Origin of the sequence: Variovorax pasteuri (genome assembly GCF_051216435.1) — a bacterium.
In the GTDB taxonomy this organism is placed as follows: domain Bacteria; phylum Pseudomonadota; class Gammaproteobacteria; order Burkholderiales; family Burkholderiaceae_C; genus Variovorax.
In genome coordinates this window covers 14,918-35,978 of sequence record NZ_JBPJZS010000010.1, presented here as the reverse complement: position 1 = coordinate 35,978, position 21,061 = coordinate 14,918, and the positions used below count along the sequence as shown (strand labels likewise).

Below are 21,061 nucleotides of genomic sequence, written 5' to 3'. Positions count from 1 at the left end.
GCACATGGCACGCTTTTTCATCGACCGGCCCATCTTCGCGTGGGTCATCGCCATCGTCATCATGCTGGCCGGGGCGCTGTCCATCAGCACCTTGCCGCTGGAGCAATACCCCGACATCGCGCCCACCAAGGTGTCGATCAACGCCACCTACCCGGGCGCGTCGGCCAAGACCATCGAGGACTCGGTCACCCAGGTCATCGAGCAGAAGATGAAAGGGCTCGACCAGCTGAGCTCGATGTCGTCCAAAAGCACCTCCTCGGGCAGCGCGAGCATCGAGCTCACCTTCGAGGCCGGCACCAACGCCGACGTGGCGCAGATGCAGGTGCAGAACAAGGTGCAGCAGGCCATGTCGCAGCTGCCGCAGTCGGTGCAGAGCCAGGGCGTGACGGTCACCAAGGCGGGCACCGACATCCTGATGATCGTCTCGCTCACCTCGCAGGACGGCAGCGCTTCGGCCACCGACATCGGCGACTACATCTCCAGCAGCCTGCTCGACGTGCTGAGCCGCATCGACGGCGTGGGCGACGTGCAGGTGCTGGGCTCGGGCTACGCCATGCGCATCTGGCTCGACCCGGCGAAGCTGCAGAAGTACTCGCTGATGCCGTCCGACGTGACGAGCGCGCTCACCAGCCAGAACACCGAGGTCTCGGCCGGCCAGCTCGGCGCCCTGCCCGCCGTCGCCGGCCAGCGGCTCACGGCCACCATCACCGCGCGCAGCAAGCTGCGCACCGCAGAGCAGTTCCGCGAGGTGATCGTCAAGTCGGACAGCGCCGGCTCCGTGGTGCGCCTGGGCGACGTGGCGCGCATCGAGCTGGGCAGCGAGAGCTACACCGTCAACTCCCGCTTCGACGGCAAGCCCTCCGGCGGCATGGGCGTGAAGCTGGCCACCGGCGCCAACGCGCTCTCGGTGTCCAACGCCGTGAAGGCCAAGCTGGCCACGCTGGAGCCCTTCTTTCCGAACCAGATGAAGGCCGTGGTCGGCTACGACACCACGCCTTTCGTGCGCATCTCCATCGAGGAAGTGGCCAAGACGCTGGGCGAGGCCATGGTGCTGGTGGTGCTCATCATGTATCTCTTCCTGCAGAACCTGCGCGCCACGCTGGTGCCCGCCATCGCGGTGCCGGTGGTGCTGCTGGGCACCTTCGGCGTGCTGGCCGTGCTGGGCTATTCGGTCAACACGCTCACCATGTTCGGCATGGTGCTGGCCATCGGCCTGCTGGTGGACGACGCCATCGTGGTGGTGGAGAACGTGGAGCGGCTCATGGCCGAGGAAGGGCTCTCGCCCCTGGAGGCCACGCGCAAGTCGATGCGCGAGATCACCGGCGCGCTGGTGGGCATTGCGCTGGTGCTGTCGGCGGTGTTCGTTCCCATGGCCTTCTTCGGCGGCTCCACGGGCGTGATCTACCGGCAGTTCTCGGTGACCATCGTCGCGGCCATGCTGCTGTCGGTGGTGGTGGCGCTCACGCTGACGCCGGCGCTGTGCGCCACGCTGCTCAAGCCGGCGGCACCGGCCGGGCATGCGCCGCGAACGGGCCTGCCGGGGCGCTTCTTCGGCTGGTTCAACCGCAGCTTCGAGCGCAATGCCGAGCGCTACCGCTCGGGCGTCGGCGGCATCCTGCACCGTGGCAAGCGCAGCCTGCTGGTGTACGCGCTGATGGTGGGCGTGATGGCGCTGGTCTTCATGCGCCTGCCCACCTCGTTCCTGCCCGACGAAGACCAGGGCACGCTGATGACGCAGATCAAGCTGCCCGCCAGCGCCACCGACGAGCAGTTGCGCCAGACCATGAAGATCTTCGAGGACTACCTGGCCACGCAGAAGGAGGTCAGCCACTACATCACGCTGACCGGCCTGAGCGGCGACCAGGCCACGGGCAATGCCTTCATCACGCTGAAGGACTGGAGCGAGCGCAGCGGCAAGGCGCAGGACGCCGCCTCCCTGGCGCGCCGCTTCACGCAGGAGATGTCGCTGCGCGCCAGCAACGCCAGCGTGTTCGTCATGCTGCCGCCGGCGGTGCGCGGCCTGGGCTCGAGCGCGGGCTTCGACGTGCAGCTGCAGGACCTGGGCGGCATCGGGCACGACGCGCTCGTGAAGGCGCGCGAGCAGTTCCTGGCGCTCGCGCGCAAGGACCCGGCGCTCAGCCAGGTGCGCAGCAACAACCTGGACGACACGCCGCAGTTCGCCATCGACATCGACGACCGCAAGGCCGCCGCGCTGAGCCTTTCCACCGCGGACATCAACGACACCTTGTCCAGCGCCATGGGCGGCAGCTACGTGAACGACTTCGTCAACAACGGCCGTGTGAAGAAGGTCTACGTGCAGGCCGACGCGCCCTTCCGCATGCAGCCCGACAGCATCGACAGCTGGCACGTGCGCAACGCCAACAGCGAGATGGTGCCGTTCTCGGCCTTCGCCAGCAGCCGCTGGACCTACGGCTCGCCGGAGCTGGCGCGCTACAACGGCATGTCGTCCTTCGAGCTCATCGGCGATCCGGCCGCGGGGGTGAGCTCCGGCGCGGCGATGGACGCGGTGGAACGCATCATGAGGCAGCTGCCCCAGGGCATCGGCTACGAGTGGGCCGGCAGCTCCTACCAGGAGCGGCTGTCGGGCTCGCAGGCGCCGCTGCTGTACGCGGTGTCGATCCTGTTCGTGTTCCTGTGCCTGGCGGCGCTGTACGAGAGCTGGTCGGTGCCGTTCTCGGTGATCCTGGTGGTGCCGCTGGGCGTGCTGGGTGCGGTGGTGGCCACCAAGCTCGCGGGGCTGTCGAACGACGTGTACTTCCAGGTGGGGCTGCTGGCCACGGTGGGCCTGTCGGCGAAGAACGCGATCCTGATCGTGGAGTTCGCCAAGCAGCTGCAGGACGACGGTATGGCCCTGGTCGACGCCACGCTGCAGGCCGTGCGCCTGCGGCTGCGCCCGATCCTCATGACCTCCCTGGCCTTCATGTTCGGCGTGCTGCCGCTGGCGCTGAGCACCGGTGCGGGCTCGGGCAGCCGCCGCGCCATCGGCGTGGGCGTGCTGGGCGGCGTGGCGAGCGCCACGGCGCTGGGCATCTTCTTCGTGCCGCTGTTCTTCGTGGTGATCCGGCGCTTCTTCGCACCCGAGACCCGGCCCGCGGCAGCGCCCACGCTGCCCGCACTTGCTGAAACGGGGACCCCATGACTTCCGTGAATTTCCGACTCTGCGCGCTGGCCGTGGCCGCGCTGCTGGCCGGCTGCGTCAACCTCGCGCCGGTGTACTCGCGGCCCGAGGCGCCGGTCGCCTCGGCGTGGCCCGTGTCCACGGCATCCGCGAATGCGAAGGCCGGCACCGTCGCCACACCCCTCACCGGCTGGCAAGACTTCATCACCGACGAGCGGCTGCGCCGCACCATCGCGCTGGCGCTGGCCAACAACCGCGACCTGCGCGTGGCGGTGCAGAACATCGAGAAGGCGCGTGCCCAGTACGGCGTGCAGCGCGCCGAGCTGTTCCCCAGCGTGGCCGCCACGGCCGGCGCCACGCGCCAGCGCACCTCGGCGGCCACGAGCAGCAGCGGCGAGTCGGCCATCGGCACGCAGTACACGGCGGCGCTGGGCTTCAGCAGCTACGAGCTCGACCTGTTCGGCCGCGTGCGCAACCTGAACGAGGCGGCGCTGCAGAGCTACCTCTCGACCGAGGCCACGCGCCGCAGCACGCAGATCAGCCTGGTGGCGGAAGTCGCCTCGGCCTGGCTCACGCTGGCTGCGGACCACGCGCGGCTGCAGCTGGCGCAGGACACGCTGGCCAGCCAGCAGCGCTCGTACGCGCTGACCGGGCGCATGCACGCGTTGGGCGCCAGCTCGGCGCTGACGCTGGCCCAGGCGCAGACCACCGTCGATTCCGCGCGCGTGGACGTGGCCAGCTACACCGCGCAGGTGGCGCTGGACCGCAACGCGCTCGACCTGCTGGCCGGCGCCACGGTGCCCGACGACCTGCTGCCCGCCGCCGGCATGGCCTCGGCCGGTTCGGCCAGCGCGCTGGTCGACGTACCCGCGGGCCTGCCCTCGGCGCTGCTGCAGCAGCGGCCCGACGTGCTGGCCGCGGAGCACACGCTGCAGGGTTCCAACGCCGACATCGGCGCGGCGCGCGCGGCCTTCTTCCCGAGCATTTCGCTCACGGCGAGCGCGGGCTCGTCGAGCACGGCGCTGTCGGGCCTGTTCAAGGGCGGCAACGGCGCATGGAGCTTTGCGCCCTCGGTCAGCCTGCCGATCTTCAACGCGGGCAGCAACCGCGCCAGCCTGGACGCCGCCAAGGCGCAGCGGGAGATCGACCTCGCCACCTACGAGAAGACCGTGCAGACCGCGTTCCGGGAAGTGGCCGACGCGCTGGCCACGCGCGGCGCGCTGGGCGAGCAGCTGGCGGCGCAGCAATCGCTGGTGGACGCCACGCAGAAGAGCTTCACGCTGTCGAACGCGCTCTACCGCAACGGCAGCTACAGCTATCTCGAGGTGCTGGACGCGCAGCGCTCGCTGTACACCGCGCAGCAGACGCTGATCGGCCTGCGCCTGTCGGAGCAGAGCAACCGCATCACGCTCTACAAGGTGATGGGGGGCGGGGACACGGTGCAGGCGCAGGCGCAAGCACAGGCGGGGGCGCAGACGGAGGTGCCGGCCGGGACGACCGCGTCATCGCGCTGAGCGTTCGGCACGTCAGCCGCGCGTGGCGTTCTCCTTCATCTTCGCCAGCGCGATGGCCAGTGCGGCGCCGCCCAGGGTCTTGATCAGCCCCGAATGCTGCGCATAGAACTGGCTGACCTCGTCGATCACGCCGGCATGCTGCTGCTCGGCGTGCGCGGCGATCTCGGTCACCTGGGCGGGCGACAGCTGCGAGGCCTGGTCGGGCGTGACCTGCGTCTGCCCCGGCTGCAGCAGGCGCCCCAGCACGCCGCCGGCCAGCGCCGATGCGGCCGCTGGGCCGAGCGTGGCCAGGATCTGGTTGAGCACGCCGGCCTGCTGCGTCGGTGACGACCGGCCGAACAGCTGGCCCACCATGTCGCCGAAGGGCGGCGTCTGGTCGGAGCGCATCGCCGCGGCAAGCCCCGCGCCGACTTCGCCGGTGGAGGCGTGCTGCGTGACCTGGTCGATGTGGGCCTCGGCGTTGTTGTTGCCGATGGCCTGCTGGAGGATGTCGAGTAGCCCCATGGAAAAAGCTCCTTGTTGGAATCGAGTGCTGCCGGTGCGCAACCCGCAGGGCCGGCACCGGCGCGATGCCCGTTGTTGCGGCACAAAGCGGCCACGATGCAAGCGGCTTCGTGCAGCCATCGTGGCGCCGCCTGGCTGAGCGGCAACTGACGCGCCGCGCCCGCGTCGCCAAGGCGCTGGCCTTGGGCGATGGCTCCGCTATCCTGCCGGCTGGCCAAGATGAAGGACTGACGCTCTCATGCACTCCGCTTTTCAAGCCGCGATGGAACGCGAATTCGGCGCCATCGCCGACCTGGTTCGCCTCCACGCGCAACACACACCTGACCACGCCGCGCTGGCCGATGCACAGCACATGCTGAGCTACCGCGCGCTCGACGCGCTGATGGACCGCATCGCGGCCGCCTTGCAGCGCGACGGCCTGCAGCCCGGCGACGCCATTGCCGTGTGCGCGGCCTCGTCGGTGAACTACGCGGCCGTGTTCCTGGGCGCGCTGCGCGCGGGCGTGGCCGTGGCGCCGCTGGCACCCGGCTCCACGCCCGCCAGCCTGGCGCGCATGATCTCGGACGCCGACGCGCGCCTGCTGTTCAGCGACGCCTCGGCCGCCGAGGTCATCGGCCCCGCCGTGCCGGGCGGCATTGCCCGCATCGCGCTCGACGGCTCGCAGGTCGGCGGCGTCTTCGACGCGTGGCTGGCACCGGTCGGTGCGAGCCCCCGGCCGGTGGAGGCGCAGCCCGCCTGGCCCTTCAACATCATCTATTCGTCGGGCACCACCGGCGAGCCCAAGGGCATCGTGCAGGGCCACGGCATGCGCTGGGCCCATGTGCAGCGCGGCGCCAAGTACGAATACGACAGCCACACCGTCACGCTGCTGTCGACGCCGCTGTACTCCAACACCACGCTGGTGGTGTTCTTCCCCACCATCGCCTTCGGCGGCTGCGTGGTGCTGATGCCCAAGTTCGACGCGCTGGGCTACTTGCAGCTGGCCGTGAAGCACGGCGTGACGCACACCATGCTCGTGCCGGTGCAGTACCAGCGGCTGATGGCGCACCCGCGCTTCGACGAACACGACCTGTCGAGCTACCGCTTCAAGTTCAGCACCAGCGCGCCCTTCAACGCGGCGCTGAAGGCCGACGTGCTCAAGCGCTGGCCGGGCGGGCTCATCGAGTTCTACGGCATGACCGAAGGCGGCGGCACCTGCATCCTGGAGGCGCACCTGCACCCGACCAAGCTGCACACCGTGGGCCAGGCCGCGCCGGGCAGCGACATCCGCCTGATCGACGAGGAAGGCCGCGAGCTGCCGCGCGACAACCCGGAGGCCGCCGGCGAGGTGGTGGGCCACTCGGCCGGCATGATGACCGGCTACCACCGCCAGCCCGGCAAGACGCGCGAAGCCGAGTGGTTCGACGCCACCGGCAAGCGATTCATCCGCACCGGCGACGTGGGCCGCTTCGATGCCGACGGCTTCCTCACGCTGTTCGACCGCAAGAAGGACATGATCATCAGCGGCGGCTTCAACATCTACCCGAGCGACCTGGAGGGCGTGCTGCGCGGCCACGCGGCGGTGGCCGACGTGGCCGTGATCGGCGTGCCGTCGGCGCAGTGGGGCGAAACGCCGGTGGCCTACGTGGTGCGCAAGGACGGCGACGCCACCACCGAACAAACCCTGCTGCAGTGGACCAACGACCAGCTCGGCAAGACCCAGCGGCTGGCGCGGCTGAGCTTCATCGACGAGCTGCCGCGCAGCGCGATCGGCAAGGTGCTCAAGCGGGAATTGCGCGAACGCGACCCCGGCTGACGCGCCGCGGCCCCCGGACAAGGCAGGATCGCGGCCAATGAAATCCCTGCGCGGTCAGTTGCTGTTCTTCTGGGTGCTGCTGTTCGGCATGTGTGCCGCGCTGGCGGTGGTGATGCTCACGCTCTACCGCAGCAGCGCGGGCGCACAGGTGGCGGCGGGGCGCAGCGCCACGGAACAGTCGTGCCGGGCGATTGCGGCGCGCTACGCCAAGTCGGCCACCGTGCCCGCTCCGCCCAAGCCGCAGGTCGACCTGCTGCAGGTGCTGCTGCAGCTGGTGCTGATCGAGGCGCCGCACGTCGAGGGCGGCGTGTGGCAGGCGGCCGGCGGCCAGCTCGCCTATGCCTACCCCACCTACGAGGGCAGCGGCGTCAAGCGCGACGTGCCGGCGGCCGAGCAGCCGCTGATCGTGGAGATGGCGCAGCTCGCCGCGCGCACGCAGCAGCCGCAGACCGACGTGGTGCGCGGCAGCCGCGAGGCGCTGATCGTCTCGGCCTGCCCGCTGGCCGCCCCGGGCAAAGACCTGGCGGCATGGACCATGACCCGCACCAACGGCGGCGCGCTGGCCGCCCAGGGCAGCCTGCGCACCGGCCTGGGCGTGCTGCTGCTGCTGGTGCTGGCCTCGGGCCTGTGGCTGGGCTTCATCCTGCTGCGCGGGCTGCGCCATGTGCAGCGCCTGGAAAACCGCCTGGCGCACGCCGAAGCGCAAGCCGACGCCGACGGCGGCGCCATGCCCGAGCTGCCGCGCACCGGCGTGCGCGAGCTCGACCGCATCGTCGACGGCTTCAACCGCTACCGCCTGCGCTTCGAGGAGGCTCGCGCCCACCTGCGCACCGCCGCACAGCAGCGCAGCCGCGACCAGCGCCTGGCCGCGCTGGGCCGCATGACGGGCGGCATCGCGCACGAAATCCGCAACCCCATCGCCACCATGCGGCTGAAGGCCGAGAACGCGCTGGCCGCCACGCCCGAACGGCAAGGCGCGGCGCTGCAGGCCATCGTGGGGCAGATCGACCGGCTCGACGGCCTGGTGCAAAGCCTGCTGGCGCTGGTGCAGCCGGTGACGCTGGCGCCGGCGGAGGTGGTGCTGCACCGCTGGCTGGACGAGCGCGTGGCCGCCGTGGCGCCCAAGGCCCATGCCGCCGGCGTGCAGGTGACGCTGCAGCACAGCACGCCCGCCAGCGCGGTGTTCGACCCCGTGCATCTGGCGCGCGCGGTGGACAACCTGCTCGACAACGCGGTGCGCCATGCGCCGCGCGGCGGCCACGTGGTGCTGTCGGCCCTGCAACCTGCGGCGCCCACGCTGGCCATTCGCGTGGAAGACGACGGGCCGGGCGTGCCCGAGTCGCTGCAGGCGAGCCTGTTCGAGCCCTTTGCCACCGGGCGGGCCGACGGCACCGGGCTGGGCCTGGCGCTGGCGCGCGAGGTGGCGCTGGCGCACGGCGGCGACCTGCATCATGTGCCGCTGACACCGGGCACCCGCTTCGAACTGGAGCTTCCATGGCGCATCTCCTGATCGTCGACGACGACGACGCCTTTCGCGACACGCTGGCCGAAACGCTGCAGGGCCTCGGCCACGACGTGAGGGCTGCGGCCGGTGGCGCCGAAGCGCTGGACATGCTCACCCGCCAGCGCTTCGACGCCGTGTTCCTCGACCACCGCATGCCCGGCATGGACGGCCTGCAGACGCTCGCGGCCATGCAGGCACTGCTGGCAGGCCGGGCGCGGCTGCCGCCGGTGATCGTGCTCACCGCGTTCTCGAGCGCGGGCAACACCATCGAGGCGATGCGCCTGGGCGCCTTCGACCACCTGGCCAAGCCGGTCAGCCGCGAGGCGGTGCGCGAGGTGCTCGGCCGCGCGCTGCAGCAGCACGCGGCGGCATCGTCGTCCGGTGCGGCGCCGGACGACGAAGACGGCAGCGACCTCGTCGGCCCGAGTCACGCAATGCGCGAGGTGCACAAGCGCATCGGCCTGGCCGCCGCCAACGCGATGCCGGTGCTGGTGCTCGGCGAAACGGGCACCGGCAAGGAAATGGTGGCGCGCGCCTTGCACCGCCACTCGGCCCGCGCCGACCGGCCCTTCGTGGCCGTCAATTGCTCGGCCATTCCGAAGGAACTGCTCGAAAGCGAGCTCTTCGGCCATGTGCGCGGCGCCTTCACCGGCGCCACCGGCGAGCGCCCCGGCTGCTTTCGCGCGGCCGACGGCGGCGTGCTGCTGCTCGACGAGATCGGCGACATGGCGCTGGACGTGCAGGCCAAGATACTGCGCGCGCTGCAGGAGGGCGAAGTCACGCCGCTGGGCAGCCACAAGACGGTGAAGGTCGATGTGCGCGTGGTCGCTGCCACGCACCGCGACCTGGCCGCCGCCGTGCGCGAGGGGCGCTTCAGGGAAGACCTGCTGTACCGGCTGGACGTGCTGTCGATCCGCATGCCGCCGCTGCGCGAACGGCTGGCCGACATCATTCCGCTGGCGGAGCACTTCCTGCGCCGCGCGGCGCGGTCCGGTTCGCCGGGTTCCCCGGATGCGCCGAAGGCGCTGTCGGCCGAGGCCGCGCAGCGGCTGCTGAGCCACCCATGGCCGGGCAACGTGCGGGAGCTGCGCAACGTGATGGAGCGCTGCCACGCGCTGGTGCGGCACCGCGTGATCGGCGGCGCCGACCTGGCCCTCGGGCTGGGCGCCGCGCCGCGCAGCGACGCAGGCGGCACGCTCCCCGCCGACTGGCTCGAAGGCGAACTGCCGGCCACCGTCGAGAAGCTCGAACGCCTGCTCATCACCCACGCCCTGGCGCAGACCCAAGGCAACCGCGCCGAGACCGCGCGCCGGCTGGGCATTCACCGCCAGCTGCTGTACCGCAAGCTGACGCAGTACGGGCTCGACTGACACCGAGGTGTCCGCAAACCGGACACATGGTGTCCCCGGATCATCCGGCCGCGGGCCGCCCCGTGCACGCAAGTCGTTGATTTCAAAGGGTTCGTGAGCTGGCACGTTGTGTGAGATGTCTTTGGGCATCCCACCCACAAGGAGCCACCCATGACAACCCGCATCACCTTCATCGCCGCCGCCTGCCTGCTGGCGGGCGGCGCCGCCTTCGCCCAGGTGCCACCGCCCCCGCCGGGCGGACCGGTTCCCCCGCCGCCGCTCGGCGCCAACGGACCGATGCAGCCCGCCGCGCCTGTTGCGCCCGCCGCCCCCATCGCCCCCGAGGCGGGCACGGTCGCCACCGGCCGTGTGCAGCAATGGCTGATCAACCCCAACGGCGAGGCCGACGGCCTGCTGCTGGCCGACGGCACGCAGGTCGCGTTTGCGCCGCACCTCTCGGCCGCGGTGATGCAGATGCTCAAGCCCGGCGACACGGTGCAGGTCAGCGGCTGGCGCGCGCCCAACGTGCCGGTGGTGCGCATGCAGTCGCTCGCCGCCAACGGCCGCAGCCTGACCGACCAGCCACCGGCCCCCGGCATGGCCCCGCCGCCGCCGCGCGAGCCGGGCGCGCTCAGCGCCCTGTCGGCGAGCGGACGCATCGAGCGCCTGCTGTACACCGACCGCGGTGACGTGCGCGGCGTGGTGCTGGCGGACAAGACCATCGTGCGCTTCCCGCCGCACGTCGGCGCGGCGTACGGCGCGCAGCTGCAACCCGGCGCGCAGTTGCATGCGCGCGGCTGGGGCACGCGCGGCGCGCAGGGCACGGCGCTGGAAGCCACCAGCCTGGGCGCGACGGCGGACACGGTGCGCGAGGTGTTCGGCGGGCCGGGGCTGGAACCCGCTCCCCGAGGTGGGCGCGGCCCGGCCGCCCCCCGCGGTCCGCGCGGTGCCGGCCCGACGCCGCCCGCCCCGCTGATGGCGCCCCCGGCCCCGCTGCCGGCGTCCTGATCCGCCAGGCCCGCCCGCCATGACCACCGACGCCGCCCCCCCCGCACCGTCGCGCCGCAGCCTGCGCGCGCTCGACGCACTGGCCTTCTTCGCGCCCGACATCCAGGGCGGCGTCGGGCCGTTCCTGATCGTCTTCATGGCCGGCACGCTGGCCTGGGACCCGCAACGCATCGGCACCGTGATGTTCGTCTCGGCGCTGGTGGGCCTGGTGGTGCAGGCGCCGGCCGGCGCGCTGATCGACAGCGTGCGTCACAAGCCGCGCTGGATCGCGGGGGCCATCGCGCTCATCGCGGCGTGTCTGGTGGTCATGGCGAACTGGCCGGGCTACGGTGTGATCCTGGCGGGCCAGTCGCTCATCGGCGCGGCGGGCACGCTGGTGGCGCCCGCCATCGCGGCCACCAGCCTGGGCATGGTGGGGCGCGCCGGGCTGGACGCGCGCGTCGGCCGCAACGCGGCCATCACCGCGGCGGGCACGGTGCTGTGGGCGCTGGGCACCGGCTGGGTCGGCCACGCCTTCGGTCCGCATGCGATGTTCTTCTACGCGGTGGCGATGGCGCTGCCGACGGTGGTGGCTGCCATGCTGATCCGCCAGCGCGACGTCGATCCGCGGCTGGCGCGCGGCGCCGATGCCGATGCCGACCGCGAGGCGGGCGCCGCGCCATCCACCGCCCGCTGGTACGACCGCCGCCTGGTCGTGCTGCTGGTGTGCGCCTTCCTGTTCCACCTGGCCAACGCCGCCATGCTCACGCTGGTGGCGCAGAAGGTCGGCAGCCGGGCCGGCACCTCGGCCACGCTGTGGCTGTCGGGCGGCGTGATCGTCACGCAGCTGGTCACCATTCCGATCGCGCTGGCGGTCGGGCGATGGGCGCCGCGGCTGGCGCGCAAGCCGATCTTTCTCGTCGGCTTCGCGGTGCTGCCGGTGCGCGGGCTGCTCTACCTGCTGGCCGACAGTCCGGCCGCGCTGCTGTCGCTGCAGGTGCTCGACGGCATCGGCGCGGGCATCTTCGGCGTGATGCTGACCCTGATGATCGGCGACCTCACGCGCGGCAGCGGCCACTTCAACCTTGCGCTGGGCATCGGTGCGGCCTGCGTGGGGCTGGGCGCGGCGCTCAGCAACCTGGTGGCGGGCACGGTGGCGCACCTGGCCGGCTACGGCACGGCCTTCGTGATGCTGGCCGGCGTCGCGGCCTGTGCGCTGACGCTGTTCGCACTGGCCATGCCGGAAACTCGCGACCGGCGCCGTTCGATCGCGAACGCGCCCACCGACTCCGCACTGACCCCCGCCGCTCCATGACCAAAGACACCGTGTCCGCCCTGCCCCCTTCTTCCTCATCTGCCCTTGCGGACAGCCAGAGCCCGCCGCCCCACGAAGGCGGCGGCAACGGCCTGCTCTGGGTGCTGGTGGCGGTCGCCGTGCTGTTCGCCTTCCTGCGACCGCGCGCGCCGATGGACTGGCTGAAGCTGGTCGACTGGCAGACCGTGGGCGCGTTGGCCGGGCTGCTCGCCATCACGCAGGGCGTGGAGAAGAGCGGCATGCTGCAGGCGGCCGCCCAGCGCCTGCTGGCGCGCACCACCAACCTGCGCCAGCTCGCGCTGCTGCTCACCGCCACCGCCGCCGTGCTGTCGGCGCTGGTCACCAACGACGTGAGCCTGTTCCTGCTGGTGCCCCTCACGCGCGTGCTGGCCACCCAAGCGCACCTGCCGCTGGCGCGGCTGGTGGTGCTGCAGGCCCTGGCGGTGAACGCGGGCTCGGCGCTCACGCCCATCGGCAATCCGCAGAACCTGTACCTGTGGCACCGCACCGGCGAGAGCTTCGGCGGCTTCATGGCCATGATGGCGCCCACCGTGCTGGTCATGCTGTTCTGGCTGTTCGTGGCCGTGTGGCTGCTGGTGCCGCGCACGGCCATCGCGCTCAAGCCCTCTGCCGAGGCCGCGCCGGTGCAGCCGCGCCTGCTGGCGCTGTCCGGCGTGCTGTTCGTGGGTTTCGTCGTCGCGCTCGACCGGCACTGGCTGCTGGCGGGCCTGGCGGTGGTGTTCGTCGCCTACCTGCTGTTCCAGCGCCGCGTGCTGCTGGGCGTGGACTGGGCGCTGCTGGCCATCATCGCGCTGATGTTCGTGGACCTGCGCCAGCTGGCGGAGCTGCCGTCGGTGGCCGCGCTGGTGGGGCAGTGGCCCATTGCCGAAGGCTGGCGCGCGTACCTGGCGGCCATCTTCACCTCGCAGTTCATCAGCAACGTGCCGGCCACCATCCTGCTGGACCGCTACGTGCACGACCTGCCCGCGCTGGCGGCGGGGGTGAGCGTGGGCGGCTTCGGCTGCGTGCTGGGCTCGCTCGCCAACCTCATCGCGCTGCGGCTGGCCAAGGTGCCGCACGGGCTGCGCGAGTTTCACCGCATCAGCATTCCTTTTCTGATCGTGTGCGCGGCGTCTGCGGTGCTGCTGCGGCTCGGTTGAAACGAAGCGCGTTTTTTCCCGTTCCACAACCACTCTCACAAGGGACTTTCATTCCATGCCACATCCTCACGAAACCCATGACACCCTGGACGTCTGGTCGGTCGAAGGCCGTTTCCAGCACCTGGTGTACAGCCCCAAGGGCGGCGTCGAAGGCGTGCTGATCGACACCGACGGCGTGCTCATGCAGTTCGTGTTCGACCGCCACGACGAAGGCGCCGCGTCCGCCTTCGCGGGCCTGCAGGCCGGCCAGGCGCTGGTGATCGAGGGCACCGAGGAAGGCCCCTCCCCCAAGGGCGAGGCCGGGCACACGGTCTACCGCTTCGAGCGGCTGGCCTCGGTCGACGGCCAGGCACCGCGCCACACGGACGCCGAAGCGGACATCGCGGGCACGGTGGCACGCTTCAACTACGCGCGCCATGGCGAGGCCAACGGCGTGGTGCTGGACACCGGCGACTTCGTCCACACCCGGCCCGACGGCTTCGCGCGGCTGGGCCTGAAGGTCGGCGACAAGGTGCGCGCCGAGGGCCACGCCCAGCCGCTGGCCACGGGCGAGGGACGCGTGGTCGAGGCGGTGAAGGTCAACGGCAAGCCAGTGCGGGCCGCGGAGAAGGGCTGAGGCGCTCGTCTTCGTCTTTCTCCCTCCCCTCCCGGGGGAGGGCCGGGGTGGGGGCGCGACGGCCTCCGAAAAAGCGCGGCGCCTGAGCAAAGGCCTGCCCCCATCCCAGCCTTCCCCCGGAAGGGGAAGGAGCAAGACCGGTCGTGTGCCGCTGGCTGTTCGTCTTTCTCCCTCCCCTTCCGGGGGAGGGCCGGGGTGGGGGCACGGCGGCCTCTGAACCAGCTCGGCGCCTGATCGCAGGCCTGCCCCCATCCCAGCCTTCCCCCGGGAGGGGAAGGAGCAAGACCGGTCGTGCGCCGTCGGCTGTCTGTCTTTCTCCCTCCCCTTCCGGGGGAGGGCCGGGGTGGGGGCACGGCGGCTCTCGAAAAAGCGCGGACCTGATCGCGTACCCTCGCGGCCCATGTCATCTACCGTCTATGCCCTGCTCGCCATCGCGCTCTGGACCACCCTCGCCTCGCTCGGCACCGCCCTGTCGCACCTGCCGCCGTTCCTGCTCACCGGGCTGGCGCTGGTCATCGGCAGCGTGCCGAGCTGGCCGCTCGTGCTGCGCGACCGCCGCGCCTGGACGGTGCCGCCGCGCACGCTGGCGCTGGGCGTGTACGGCCTGTTCGGCTACCACTTCCTGCTGTTCATCGCGTTGCGCTACGCGCCGCCGGTCGAGGCCAACCTGGTCAACTACCTCTGGCCGCTGCTCATGGTGGTGCTGGCGCCGGCGCTGCTGCCGGGCGTGACACTGCGCCCGCTGCACCTGGTGGCGGGACTGCTGGGGTTCGCGGGCGCGGCCGCCGCGATCCTCGGCGCGGGCGGGGGCGCGGCCACTTCCACAGGCTACTGGGGCTTCCTGCCGGCGCTGGCCTCGGCCTTCGTCTGGGCCAGCTACTCGCTCGGCACGAAACGCGTCGCGCCCTTCCCGACCTCGGCCATCGGCCTGTTCGGGCTGGTCTCGGGCGTGCTGTCGCTGGCCTGCCACGCAGTGCTCGAGCCCTCGGTGGCGTTGTCGGGGCGCGACGGGCTGTTGCTCCTGCTGTGCGGGCTGGGCCCGCTGGGCGCGGCCTTCTTCGCATGGGACGCGGCACTCAAGCGCGGCGACGCGCGCCAGATCGGCATCCTGAGCTACCTCACACCGCTGGGCTCGACCGCGCTGCTGCTGCTGGTGACCGGCCGGCCGCTGACCTGGACCATCGCGCTCGCGGCGTTGCTCATCATCTCGGCGGCGATCATGGGCACGCGCGCACGCTGAATCAGGCTGTATCCGACGAGCCCGGCCGTTTTTTGTGGCTAGAGTGGAGGCTCAGGAAAAAAAGGAGCCACACCCATGCAAAACAAGAACGAGGATTTCGAGATCACGCCCAAGCTGGTGTTCGACCTGAACCTGGCGCTGTACCTCGACCTGGTGGCCGCGTTGGAGAGCGCGGGCGCCGTCACCTACCGCCAGATGGCGGCCCGGGTGCTGAACGTGAGCATGGACGCCCGCGCCGACGGCGAAGTCGGCCTGTCGACGGTGCTCGAGGGCGTCGCCAAGGGCTTTGCCGGCCAGAGCGACGGCATGTCGATCGAACTGCTGAAGGCCGCGCACGGCCTGCGCGACGACGAGGCGCTGGGCGACGTGCCCATGCGGCCCGCCACCGACTGACCCGCACGCCAGGCGCCAGGGCTGGCACCGAAATCGCTTGGGGCCCGGGTACAACAGCTCCAAGGTGACAACATGGCGAAGATCCCTCCCGGTGTCGGTCCGCGTTTTCCGCAGGTGGTGGTCCTGGTGGGCGCCACCGGCGACCTGGCAAGGCGAAAACTTCTGCCGGGGCTGTTCCACCTGTGCAGCGCCGGCTTCATTCCGGGCTGCCGCGTCATCGGCGTGTCGCTGGACGAACTCGATGTCGACGGCTTTCGCGCCGCCGCCCGCGCGGCCCTCGACGAGTTCGGCAGCCGCAAGACCCAGCCCGCCGACTGGGAAGCCTTCGCCGCCACCCTCGACTACGTGCCCCTGTCGGCCGGCGCCACCGCATTGCGCGCCGCGGTCGACCGGGCCGAGGCCTCGCTGGGTACCGAGTGCCGGCGCCTGCATTACCTGAGCGTGCCGCCCAGCGCGGCGCTGACCGTGGTGCGCACCCTGGGCGAGGCCGGGCTGGTGGAGCGCTCGCGCATCGTCATGGAAAAGCCCTTCGGCACCGACCTGGCCAGTGCCGTCGCGCTCAACGGCAAGCTGCACGAGGTGTTCCAGGAAGAGCAGATCTTTCGCATCGACCACTTCCTGGGCAAGGAGCCGGCGCAGAACATCCTGGCCTTCCGCTTCGCCAACGGGCTGTTCGAGCCCATCTGGAACCGCAACTTCATCGACCACGTGCAGATCGACGTGCCCGAAACACTGGGCCTGGGCAAGCGCGCGGGCTTCTACGAACAGACCGGCGCCTACCGCGACATGGTGGTCACGCACCTGTTCCAGATCCTGGCCTTCATGGCCATGGAGCCGCCCACCGCGCTGGAGCCCGCGCCCATCAGCGAGGAGAAGAACAAGGTGTTCCGCAGCATGGAGCCGATCCGGCCCGCCGACGTGGTGCGCGGCCAGTACAGCGGCTACCGCGCCGAGGAAGGCGTGGACCCCGACTCCGACACCGAGACCTTCATTGCGCTGAAGTGCCACATCGACAACTGGCGCTGGGCCGGCGTGCCCTTCTACCTGCGCACCGGCAAGCGCATGGCCGAGGGCCAGCGCATCATTTCCATCGCGTTCCGCGAGCCGCCCAAGAGCATGTTTCCGCCCGGCTCGGGCGTCGGCGCGCAGGGGCCCGATCACCTGACCTTCGACCTGGCGGACGCCTCGAAGATGTCGCTGTCGTTCTACGGCAAGCGCCCCGGCCCCGGCATGCGGCTGGACAAGCTGAGCCTGCAGTTCGCGATGCGCGACACCGGCATGGCCGGCGAGGTGCTCGAAGCCTACGAGCGGCTGATCCTTGACGCGATGCGCGGGGACCGCACGCTGTTCACCACGGCCGAGGGCATCGAGCGGCTGTGGGAGGTGTCGACCGCGCTGCTCGAATCGCCGCCGCCGGTGCGGCTCTACGAGCAGGGGTCATGGGGGCCGAAGCCGGTGCACCAGCTGATTGCGCCGCACGCGTGGCGGCTGCCGTTCGAGCGGGCCTGGCGCGACCCGAACAAGGCGGGGAGTTGAGGCCTCGGAGCTGTCGTCGGCCCGATGAGATCTCCGGGTCAGCTCAGGCTGCCTGCTTCGCCAGAACCGATGACAGTCGCGTACTCGCCGTGAAGATTGGCCAGCGCCATGGCATGAACATCGTCGGCCGATCGCGCAACGCCATGAAAGTCGGTCTTTTCGAATGCAAAGGTGCCGTCGGAAACCACGTACGTGCGAAACCCCAGGTTGCCTGCGGTGCGGGCCGTGGCTTCGACCGAGTTGTTGGTGCTGACGCCAACGATGACCAGAGAGACCAGTCCGCGCGCGTGCAGCCAACGCTCGAGCCCCGAATGGATGAAGGCGTCCGGAACGTTCTTCTCGACGACATGCTCGTGCGCAAGCGGACTGAGAGCGGGCTGAAACTCCACGCCAGGCTGGCCCGGCCAGAACGGCGAGCCCGACGTTCTGGAGATGTGCCGCACATGCACGACCGGCGCGCCTTTTGAACGCCAGGCCGCGAGAAGACCTGCAATGACGGATTCGGCCTCTGGGTTGTTCCGGATGCCGGACTCCGGCCAGGCCATTCCAACCTGCATGTCGATGATCAGTAGTGCGGGCATGGCAAGAAATTCGGCGTGAGCGATGTCTGGAACGCCGCATGGAAGCGGCACGGCGACCTTACCCGAAAGCCGCTCGCCATACCCGGTTCGCAGCTGAGCTTGCTCAGCTCTGCGCCACCTCCAGCACCAGCTTGCCGAAGTTCTCCCCCGCGAACAGCTTGTTGAGCGACTCGGGGAAGGTGTCGAGCCCCTTCACCACGTCTTCCTTGCTTTTCATGCGCCCGTCCTTCAGGTAGCCGGCCATCTCGGCGATGGCGATGTGATAACGGTCGGCGTAGTCGAACACCACGATGCCTTCCATGCGCGCGCGGTTCACCAGCAGGCTCAGGTAGTTGCGCGGGCCGGCCGCAGGCATGCTGTTGGCGTTGTTGTACTGGCTGATGGCGCCGCAGATGATGATGCGGGCCTTGCGTGCCAGCTTGGCCAGCACCTGGTCGAGGATCTCGCCGCCGACGTTGTCGAAGTACACGTCCACGCCCTTCGGGCAGTGTTCCTTCAGGCCCGCGCGCACCGCGCCCTCGCCGGCCTTGTAGTCGATGCAGGCGTCGAAGCCCAGCTCCTTCACCACCCACTCGCACTTGGCCGCGCCGCCCGCGATGCCGACCACGCGGCAGCCCTTGAGCTTGGCGAGCTGTCCCACGGTCTGGCCGACCGCGCCGGCCGCGCCCGACACGACCACGGTCTCGCCGGGTTGGGGCTGGCCCACGTCCATCAGGCCGAAGTAGCCGGTCATGCCCGGCATGCCGAGCACGTTGAGCCACTGGCCGATGGTGCCGACGTTCAGGTCGATCTTCACGAGGCCGTTGCGCTTGAGTTCTTCCTGCGCCACGAGGATGTATTCCTGCACGCCGAGCGTGCCGTACACCGTGTCGCCCACCGCGAACTGCGGGTTCTTCGACGCGACCACGCGGCCGACGCCGCCGGCGCGCATCACCTCGTCGATGCCCACGGGCGGGATGTAGCTCCTGGCGTCGTTGAGCCAGCCGCGCATGGCGGGGTCGAGCGACAGCGACAGCGTCTTGACCAGCACGCCGCCCTCTGCCGGCTCGCCGACGGGCTCGGTGGTGAACTTCCAGTTCTCGCGGGTGGCGGCGCCTTCGGGGCGCTTGGCGAGTCGGACCTGGTGGTTGGTGAGGGGGCTGCTCATGGTGTCTCCTTGATGGACCGATGCGGGCTGGGAGGCGCATCGTAGCCGCGCCCCCCCGTACCGGCCGGTAGCGCAAGCGACAGCCCCCGCCGCCCGATCGCTCAAGTCAGCCGGACGATGATCTGCAGCCCCGGCCCGGCGTTGCGCACCGTCAGCTCGCCGCCGTGCGCCTCGGCGATCAGCCGGCACAGGTACATGCCCAGGCCCACGCCGCCGGTGGCGCGCGCGCGCGCGCCGTCGGTGCGATAGAAGGGCTCGGTCAACCGCTCGAGCTGCTCTTCGTCCACGCCGGGGCCGTGGTCTCGCACCTCGATCTCCACGCCCTGCCTGCGGCCCTCGAGCACCGCGCGCAGCGACACGCAGGGCGGCCTCGGTGCGTCGGTGCTGTAGCGCAGCGCGTTGTCCAGCAGGTTGCGCACCAGCAGGCGGATGCGCATGCGGTCGACGGCATGCGGGGGCAGGCCTTCGGCCAGGTCGAGGTGCACGTGCTGCGCATCGGGCATCTCGGCCACGGTCTCGCGGATCAGCACGGACAGATCAACCGGCTCGCGCAGCAGCGCCACGTGCGGGCTTGCCAGGCGCTCGCTTTCGAGCAGGTCGCTGATGAGGTCGCGCATCTCGTTCAGGTCGCGCAGCAGCGCCTCGCGCTCGGGCTGGCCTTCGGGCGTGGCCGGCAGCAGCTCGGCATTGAGCCGGGCGCGCGTGAGCGGCGAGCGCAGCTCGTGGCTCAGCGCCAGCAGCAGGCCGCGCTTGGCGTCGAGCATGGCCTGGATGTCGTCGGCCATGGTGTTGATGCGCTCCGCGAGGTCGCCCAGGTCGTCGTTGCGCCGCACGGGAATGGGCTGTGCGAACTCGCCGCGGCCGAAGCGCTGCGCGCCTTCGCGAATGTCGATCAGCGGGCGCAGCAGCCGGTTCACGTAGGCATAGGCCAGCAGCACGCACGACAGCAGCAGGCCGAGCGTGGCCCAGCCGATGACGCGCGGCGCCAGCTGCCACAGCTTGGGCGCCCAGCCGAAGATCACGCGGTGGCCGTCGGCCGTGGGGCGGATGAACCACTTGTCGCCGCCGAAGACGTCGTCGCGGTCGTGCATCCAGCCGCCGGGGCCGTTCGCGCCGCCGGGGTTGGAGTCCCAGTTGACCGTGGGGCCGACGATGCGGATGGTGATGGGCAGCCGGGCCACCAGCGCCTGCGCGCGCGCCACGTCGGGCGGCGTGCCGATCTCGGCGACCAGGCGGTCGGTGTAGTCGGTCAGCATCGGCTTGGCGGCCTCGGCCCAGCCGGTGGAGAACGACTTCTTCATGCCGCCCATGAACACCGCGGCCATCACCAGCGCGAGCATCACGAACATGAGCACCAGTCGCACGCGCAGCGAGCGGCGCCAGCGGCGCTTGCCCTGCACCTTCTCGTTCCAGCGGGCGTGCCACTGCGTGCGCCATTCCTCGCGCGACATGTCTTCGCGGCAGGCCATGCGCTGCCGCATCTCGCGCATCACCGCACGGTGGTCCCTGCGGTTCAAGCTCATCGGAAGACCTCCGCGCCACGCGCTGCGGTGCGAGCTTGCTTGGGGCGGCCCGGCGCGGCGCTCATGCGGGCTCGCTGCGCGCAACGGCCAGCGCGTAGCCCGCGTTGCGCAGCGTCTTGATGCAGTCCAGCGGCTCCAGCTTCTTGCGCAGGCGGCTCACCACGATGTCGACCGCGCGCGTGTAGAGCTCGGCCTCGTGGCCGCGCAGGCGGTTGAGGATGTCGTCGCGGCTGAACACCTTGCCGGGCTCGGCGGCCAGCAGCGCGAGCAGTTCGAACTCGGTGCCGGTGAGCTCCACGCGCTCGCCCTGGCGCAGCACCTGGCGCCGGTCGAGGTCGATCGACAGGCCGTCGAACACGCGCTGCTGCGTGCCGGCGGCCGCGGGCGGCGCGCTGCGCTGGCGCCGCAAGATGGTCTGTACGCGCGCCACCAGTTCGCGCGGCTCGAAGGGCTTGGGCACGTAGTCGTCGGCGCCCAGTTCGAGGCCGACCACGCGGTCCATCACCTCGCCGCGGGCGGTGAGCATGACGATGGGAATGTCGCTTTCCCTGCGGATCTCGCGGCACAGCGCAAAGCCATCCATCTCGGGGAGCATCACGTCGAGGATGGCGGCGTCGTAATGGCCGGCGCGCAGCTTGGCGAGGCCTTCGCTCGGGCGCACGGCGCTTTCGAGCGTGCAGCCGAAGCGTGCGAAATAGGTGGTCAGCGGCGCGGCGAGGTGTTCGTCGTCGTCGATCAGCAGGATGCGCGGCATGGCG

Annotated in this window: 17 protein-coding genes; 12 read left to right on the top strand and 5 right to left on the bottom strand. The window is 70.9% G+C overall.

What is annotated here, in order from left to right; translation table 11 throughout:
- The first annotated feature begins 4 nt into the window (after window positions 1–4).
- Together ACSFBM_RS28140 and ACSFBM_RS28135 are read left to right on the top strand one after the other, a co-directional pair.
- Complete coding sequence (locus ACSFBM_RS28140) at window positions 5–3,160, top strand: efflux RND transporter permease subunit (protein ID WP_435487335.1); 3,156 nt, start codon at window positions 5–7, stop codon at window positions 3,158–3,160.
- Complete coding sequence (locus tag ACSFBM_RS28135) at window positions 3,157–4,653, top strand: efflux transporter outer membrane subunit (RefSeq protein WP_435487334.1); 1,497 nt, start codon at window positions 3,157–3,159, stop codon at window positions 4,651–4,653. The genes ACSFBM_RS28140 and ACSFBM_RS28135 overlap by 4 nt, the downstream gene beginning before the upstream one ends.
- Before the next feature lie 12 nt (window positions 4,654–4,665).
- Here the strand turns inward: ACSFBM_RS28135 and ACSFBM_RS28130 are convergent, their stop codons facing one another.
- A complete protein-coding gene (locus ACSFBM_RS28130; RefSeq protein WP_435487333.1) occupies window positions 4,666–5,157 on the bottom strand; it encodes a hypothetical protein in 492 nt (163 codons plus the stop codon).
- A gap of 262 nt (window positions 5,158–5,419) precedes the next feature.
- On the opposite strand from ACSFBM_RS28130, the gene ACSFBM_RS28125 reads away from it, so the two are divergent.
- From ACSFBM_RS28125 to zwf, 10 genes are all read left to right on the top strand, one after another.
- A complete protein-coding gene (locus tag ACSFBM_RS28125; protein WP_435487488.1) occupies window positions 5,420–6,952 on the top strand; it encodes a class I adenylate-forming enzyme family protein in 1,533 nt (510 codons plus the stop codon).
- Between the two features lie 37 nt (window positions 6,953–6,989).
- Window positions 6,990–8,462: a sensor histidine kinase gene (locus ACSFBM_RS28120; RefSeq protein ID WP_435487332.1), complete on the top strand. Its 1,473-nt coding sequence runs from the start codon at window positions 6,990–6,992 to the stop codon at window positions 8,460–8,462.
- The gene (locus ACSFBM_RS28115; protein ID WP_435487331.1) at window positions 8,447–9,826 is read left to right on the top strand and encodes a sigma-54-dependent transcriptional regulator; all 1,380 of its coding nucleotides are present in this window, start codon (window positions 8,447–8,449) and stop codon (window positions 9,824–9,826) included. The genes ACSFBM_RS28120 and ACSFBM_RS28115 overlap by 16 nt, the downstream gene beginning before the upstream one ends.
- A 150-nt stretch (window positions 9,827–9,976) precedes the next feature.
- Window positions 9,977–10,813, top strand: a complete 837-nt coding sequence (locus ACSFBM_RS28110) for a hypothetical protein (RefSeq protein ID WP_435487330.1) — start codon at window positions 9,977–9,979, stop codon at window positions 10,811–10,813.
- 19 nt (window positions 10,814–10,832) lie between these two features.
- Window positions 10,833–12,107 (top strand): MFS transporter, encoded by a 1,275-nt coding sequence (locus ACSFBM_RS28105; RefSeq protein ID WP_435487329.1) that lies wholly within the window; start codon window positions 10,833–10,835, stop codon window positions 12,105–12,107.
- Complete coding sequence (locus tag ACSFBM_RS28100; protein WP_435487328.1) at window positions 12,104–13,267, top strand: SLC13 family permease; 1,164 nt, start codon at window positions 12,104–12,106, stop codon at window positions 13,265–13,267. The genes ACSFBM_RS28105 and ACSFBM_RS28100 overlap by 4 nt, the downstream gene beginning before the upstream one ends.
- A gap of 55 nt (window positions 13,268–13,322) precedes the next feature.
- Window positions 13,323–13,883, top strand: a complete 561-nt coding sequence (locus tag ACSFBM_RS28095; protein ID WP_435487327.1) for a hypothetical protein — start codon at window positions 13,323–13,325, stop codon at window positions 13,881–13,883.
- Window positions 13,884–14,283: 400 nt separating this feature from the next.
- Window positions 14,284–15,123 carry a DMT family transporter gene (locus tag ACSFBM_RS28090; RefSeq protein ID WP_435487326.1) on the top strand — a complete coding sequence of 280 codons (840 nt, stop codon included), beginning with the start codon at window positions 14,284–14,286 and terminating at the stop codon, window positions 15,121–15,123.
- A 75-nt stretch (window positions 15,124–15,198) separates the two neighbouring features.
- Complete coding sequence (locus ACSFBM_RS28085; RefSeq protein WP_435437688.1) at window positions 15,199–15,516, top strand: hypothetical protein; 318 nt, start codon at window positions 15,199–15,201, stop codon at window positions 15,514–15,516.
- Window positions 15,517–15,588: 72 nt separating this feature from the next.
- On the top strand, window positions 15,589–17,052 hold the full coding sequence (gene zwf, locus ACSFBM_RS28080; protein WP_435487325.1) for a glucose-6-phosphate dehydrogenase: 1,464 nt from the start codon (window positions 15,589–15,591) through the stop codon (window positions 17,050–17,052).
- Between the two features lie 38 nt (window positions 17,053–17,090).
- On the opposite strand, the gene ACSFBM_RS28075 is transcribed toward zwf, so the two are convergent.
- From ACSFBM_RS28075 to ACSFBM_RS28060, 4 genes are all read right to left on the bottom strand, one after another.
- Window positions 17,091–17,633, bottom strand: coding sequence for a cysteine hydrolase family protein (locus tag ACSFBM_RS28075; RefSeq protein WP_435437686.1), 543 nt, complete (start codon window positions 17,631–17,633; stop codon window positions 17,091–17,093).
- 103 nt (window positions 17,634–17,736) lie between these two features.
- Entirely contained in the window at window positions 17,737–18,780 is a 1,044-nt protein-coding gene (locus ACSFBM_RS28070; protein WP_435437685.1) for an NADP-dependent oxidoreductase, read from the bottom strand.
- A gap of 101 nt (window positions 18,781–18,881) precedes the next feature.
- Window positions 18,882–20,261, bottom strand: a complete 1,380-nt coding sequence (locus ACSFBM_RS28065; protein WP_435487487.1) for a HAMP domain-containing sensor histidine kinase — start codon at window positions 20,259–20,261, stop codon at window positions 18,882–18,884.
- A 103-nt stretch (window positions 20,262–20,364) separates the two neighbouring features.
- On the bottom strand, window positions 20,365–21,057 hold the full coding sequence (locus ACSFBM_RS28060) for a response regulator transcription factor (RefSeq protein ID WP_435487324.1): 693 nt from the start codon (window positions 21,055–21,057) through the stop codon (window positions 20,365–20,367).
- Window positions 21,058–21,061 lie beyond the last annotated feature (4 nt).

What these genes read in the sequence shown, in the direction of transcription:
- ACSFBM_RS28115 (WP_435487331.1), top strand. Translation starts at nt 8,447, where the DNA reads ATGGCGCATCTCCTGATCGTCGACGACGACGACGCCTTTCGCGACACG.
- ACSFBM_RS28120 (WP_435487332.1), top strand. Translation starts at nt 6,990, where the DNA reads ATGAAATCCCTGCGCGGTCAGTTGCTGTTCTTCTGGGTGCTGCTGTTC.
- ACSFBM_RS28060 (WP_435487324.1), bottom strand. Translation starts at nt 21,057, where the DNA reads ATGCCGCGCATCCTGCTGATCGACGACGACGAACACCTCGCCGCGCCG.
- ACSFBM_RS28135 (WP_435487334.1), top strand. Translation starts at nt 3,157, where the DNA reads ATGACTTCCGTGAATTTCCGACTCTGCGCGCTGGCCGTGGCCGCGCTG.
- zwf (WP_435487325.1), top strand. Translation starts at nt 15,589, where the DNA reads ATGGCGAAGATCCCTCCCGGTGTCGGTCCGCGTTTTCCGCAGGTGGTG.
- ACSFBM_RS28125 (WP_435487488.1), top strand. Translation starts at nt 5,420, where the DNA reads ATGGAACGCGAATTCGGCGCCATCGCCGACCTGGTTCGCCTCCACGCG.
- ACSFBM_RS28140 (WP_435487335.1), top strand. Translation starts at nt 5, where the DNA reads ATGGCACGCTTTTTCATCGACCGGCCCATCTTCGCGTGGGTCATCGCC.
- ACSFBM_RS28105 (WP_435487329.1), top strand. Translation starts at nt 10,833, where the DNA reads ATGACCACCGACGCCGCCCCCCCCGCACCGTCGCGCCGCAGCCTGCGC.
- ACSFBM_RS28130 (WP_435487333.1), bottom strand. Translation starts at nt 5,157, where the DNA reads ATGGGGCTACTCGACATCCTCCAGCAGGCCATCGGCAACAACAACGCC.
- ACSFBM_RS28110 (WP_435487330.1), top strand. Translation starts at nt 9,977, where the DNA reads ATGACAACCCGCATCACCTTCATCGCCGCCGCCTGCCTGCTGGCGGGC.
- ACSFBM_RS28095 (WP_435487327.1), top strand. Translation starts at nt 13,323, where the DNA reads ATGCCACATCCTCACGAAACCCATGACACCCTGGACGTCTGGTCGGTC.
- ACSFBM_RS28090 (WP_435487326.1), top strand. Translation starts at nt 14,284, where the DNA reads ATGTCATCTACCGTCTATGCCCTGCTCGCCATCGCGCTCTGGACCACC.
- ACSFBM_RS28085 (WP_435437688.1), top strand. Translation starts at nt 15,199, where the DNA reads ATGCAAAACAAGAACGAGGATTTCGAGATCACGCCCAAGCTGGTGTTC.
- ACSFBM_RS28070 (WP_435437685.1), bottom strand. Translation starts at nt 18,780, where the DNA reads ATGAGCAGCCCCCTCACCAACCACCAGGTCCGACTCGCCAAGCGCCCC.
- ACSFBM_RS28075 (WP_435437686.1), bottom strand. Translation starts at nt 17,633, where the DNA reads ATGCCCGCACTACTGATCATCGACATGCAGGTTGGAATGGCCTGGCCG.
- ACSFBM_RS28100 (WP_435487328.1), top strand. Translation starts at nt 12,104, where the DNA reads ATGACCAAAGACACCGTGTCCGCCCTGCCCCCTTCTTCCTCATCTGCC.
- ACSFBM_RS28065 (WP_435487487.1), bottom strand. Translation starts at nt 20,261, where the DNA reads ATGCGGCAGCGCATGGCCTGCCGCGAAGACATGTCGCGCGAGGAATGG.